General features: G+C 65.9%; 3 protein-coding genes. 1 reads left to right on the top strand and 2 read right to left on the bottom strand.

Annotated elements, in window-relative coordinates:
- Positions 1 to 378: 378 nt before the first annotated feature.
- Positions 379 to 987, top strand: a complete 609-nt coding sequence (locus IEY94_RS23070) for a hypothetical protein (RefSeq protein ID WP_229784377.1) — start codon at positions 379 to 381, stop codon at positions 985 to 987.
- A 238-nt stretch (positions 988 to 1225) separates the two neighbouring features.
- On the opposite strand, the gene IEY94_RS23065 is transcribed toward IEY94_RS23070, so the two are convergent.
- Both IEY94_RS23065 and IEY94_RS23060 read right to left on the bottom strand, forming a co-directional pair.
- Positions 1226 to 1756, bottom strand: coding sequence for a hypothetical protein (locus IEY94_RS23065; protein WP_189172356.1), 531 nt, complete (start codon positions 1754 to 1756; stop codon positions 1226 to 1228).
- A gap of 399 nt (positions 1757 to 2155) precedes the next feature.
- A partial coding sequence (locus tag IEY94_RS23060; RefSeq protein WP_189172355.1) for a discoidin domain-containing protein occupies positions 2156 to 2992 on the bottom strand: 837 nt, incomplete at its 5' end.

Genomic DNA, 2992 nt, shown 5'->3' with positions numbered 1-2992 from the left:
AGGATGCCGGAACCAACCCCCGACTACCGGATTGCCCGTTCAACGTTCACAGATAAGGCACTAGTTAAGGTGCCGAGGCCGAGCGAGCGTCGCGCTTCCGGCATCAACAGGTAGCCGCCGATGCACCGTTGCCGGTGTGCTGTTGACAAAGGGAGCCCAGCCCGAAGTACCCCCGTACGGCCGCTGACCTCACCCGCGGCGCGCGGCTGAGCCGCTGACCCGGGCGTCGGATCGAGTGGGAGAGTATTCGGACGCGACGACCGAAGGACTTCGAGCATGATGACAGCGGCGCCCGGCGGACTGACTCCGACAGCGACCGCGCCCGGGCAGCGAGTCCTCGATCTCCTGGACAGCCCCCTCAGCGTCCAGGGTCAGCTGGTGCGCAAGAACATCGCCCGGGCCCGTCAGCGCGACCCGGAAGCTTCACCAGCAAGCGTGATCCGCAATCTGGAGCGGATGTACGTCAGCGCCCTGACGGGCACTGGTGCCGCGGTCGGCGGGGTTGCCGCCGCGCCCGGCGTCGGTACGGGAGTCGCCCTCGCACTGTCCGCGGGTGAGGCTCTCTCCTCCATGGAGCTCAGCGCTCTCTACGCGCTCTCCATCGCCGAGGTCCACGCAGTCCCGATCGACGAACTTGAGCGCCGCCGGACCATCGTGCTGGGAATCTTGCTCGGCGGAAGCGGCTCCACCACCATCACCAAGATCGCCGAGCGCACAGGGCAGCACTGGGGCCGCCAGGTCGTCGCCAAGGTACCCACCGAGACGCTGCGTCGGATCAACCGGGTGCTGGGGCAGAACTTCGTCGTGAAGTACGGGACCAAGCAAGGAATCCTCGTCCTCGGACGAGTGGCGCCGTTCGGTATCGGCGCCGTGATCGGCGGCGGCGCCAACGCCGCCCTTGCTGCACTCGCCGTACGGGCCGGGCGGCGGGCATTCGGCCCACCCCCACCGTCGTGGCCAACGCCCACCCCGAGTCGTGGCAGCTGATCGCCCGCAGCCCCAACGGCGGCACGGAGCACTTGGCGATCGAATCAGGTCGGTACCTGCGGCGCCACGGTTGACCAGCCGACGTGCCGCAGCGTGGGACGCTCATCAGTTCCCGCCGACGGTGCCGCCTGAACCGGAGTATGTGGGCAGGCTCACAGTCAGGAACGGTCGCCCGGTAGCGCGGCAATGCGGGGCTCGGGCTTGGGGAAGCATTGCTATTCACACTTGGTGGTGACTGTCAGCCTCCGGGCTGGTGGGTGCGCCGCCATTGGCTCAAGTGTTCGTTCAAGTCTGCGATGGCTCGTTCGCCGAGGCTGGGTCGGCGGCGGCCGATTCCGTAGTTGGCGAGTCCGTCGAGTATGACGATGTCGTTCGGCTTGCCGGGGCGTTTGCGCAGAATGCTCGGTGCTGTCGCGCCGAGCGTCCCGGCTGGACCGGGGCTTTCGGTTGGGTCGACGATGGCCTGGACGTCGGCCCAGGCGATGGTCGTCGTCTTGGTGAAGCCGCGGCTCACCACTTTTTGGGGTGTCGTCGTTACCCCGATCGTGAGGGCGCGTACTGCGCCCACCCAGCCGATGAACGACATGACGCCGAATAATGCGACTGTTGCCCAGTTGCCTTTGCTGACGTGATCGAAAGTGACCATCGTGAGGATAGCAGCCATGAGTGCTGTCAGCAGCATGAGCAGCACGTTCCAGAACCAGGACCGCCACGACCGCCTCATGCTTGCTCCTCTGTCGTACTCCTTGAGTGCGGCGAGATCGGCCATGTTATGCGAGGCGATGACCGCTCGGATGCCCGGGATGGATGCACCGAGTGCAGGCTACCTGCATGGGTCGATTAACCGTGGGATCAGGCTGGCCATTTGTGTCGGCACCGTGACGCCCGTGGTCTTGTCTGCGAGACTCCACCGGCTGAGCTGGTGCCATCCCGGCATCTGGAGCCGTTCCATCCGTGCGGCCACCCGCAACCACCGAAACCGGCCGTGACCAAGACCGGCAGACACCACAAGCGGGCGATACGACGCCACCAACATACGTCCCACCGACGCCCCACAAAGGTCAAGGCCGTATAGCCGCTTGGCTATACGGCCTTGAACAGAACTGGTGTGCCGCCAGGGATTTCGACTCCCGAACCCGCGGATTAAGAGGGGGGCGGGCGTTGTGCGCTACTGGCCCATGATTTGGATTTCGTCGGTCATGGTCCAGGCGCTGCCGGCGTCGATGACGACCTTGACGTACCGGCCGGTGGCGTTCAGTCCGATGGCCCGGTAGTTCTTGGCCTGGTTCGCGTCCGACACGAGCGGCTTGTCTACCGCTCCGGCGGGCTGGAAGGTTTGCCCGTCGGTGGAGACCGAGTAGGTCACCTTCGTCGGTAGGAACACGAAGTCGGACTTCACCTGGAACCAGCCACTGCTAATCTCCTTGATCGACCGGCTCTGGCCGAGATCGACGACGAACGAGTACGTGCCCGTGCCGTCGCGGCCCTGCCACTGCGAACCGTAGGACACGCTGCCCCGTTGTCCGTCGGTCAACGATCGACCGCCGGTGTCCGGGTGGTAGGGCGATGCCGCGACGCTGGCGGTGTATGCACAGCCGTCTTGTCCGTTGGCGGCGCCGCAGCGGGCGTAGTTGACCAGCCCTGTCGCGCCTTGCGGCGTGGTCACCGACACCGGGGCGCTCTTGGCGGACTCCACCGACGACCCGTCGAGCGAGGCCACCTGGTAGGAGTAGGCGCGCCCGTCATCCAGCTGGGTATCGCGCAGCGACGTCGATGCCGTGTCCGTCAATGCCACGCCGTCGCGGAACACTCGATACCAGCTCACGCCGGCAACCGGCACCCACGACACATCCACCGTCTGCGCATCCACCGCCACCGCCTGCACCGAACCAGGAGTCCGCAGATCAGTGAACTTAGCGGTGAGGGTTGCGGTGGCTGTGCCTTGTGGGTCGAGGGTGATCTTGTAGGTGCCGGTGTCGGGCAGCGTGACGTCGTCCAGCATGCA

The sequence above is a fragment of the Pilimelia anulata genome (assembly GCF_014647895.1).
Lineage (GTDB): Bacteria > Actinomycetota > Actinomycetes > Mycobacteriales > Micromonosporaceae > Pilimelia > Pilimelia anulata.
This window is presented reverse-complemented; position numbering and strand designations above follow the sequence as displayed.

Bases quoted from the DNA above. Each gene is read 5' to 3' on its own strand.
- IEY94_RS23065 (WP_189172356.1), bottom strand. From the start codon at position 1,756: ATGGCCGATCTCGCCGCACTCAAGGAGTACGACAGAGGAGCAAGCATG.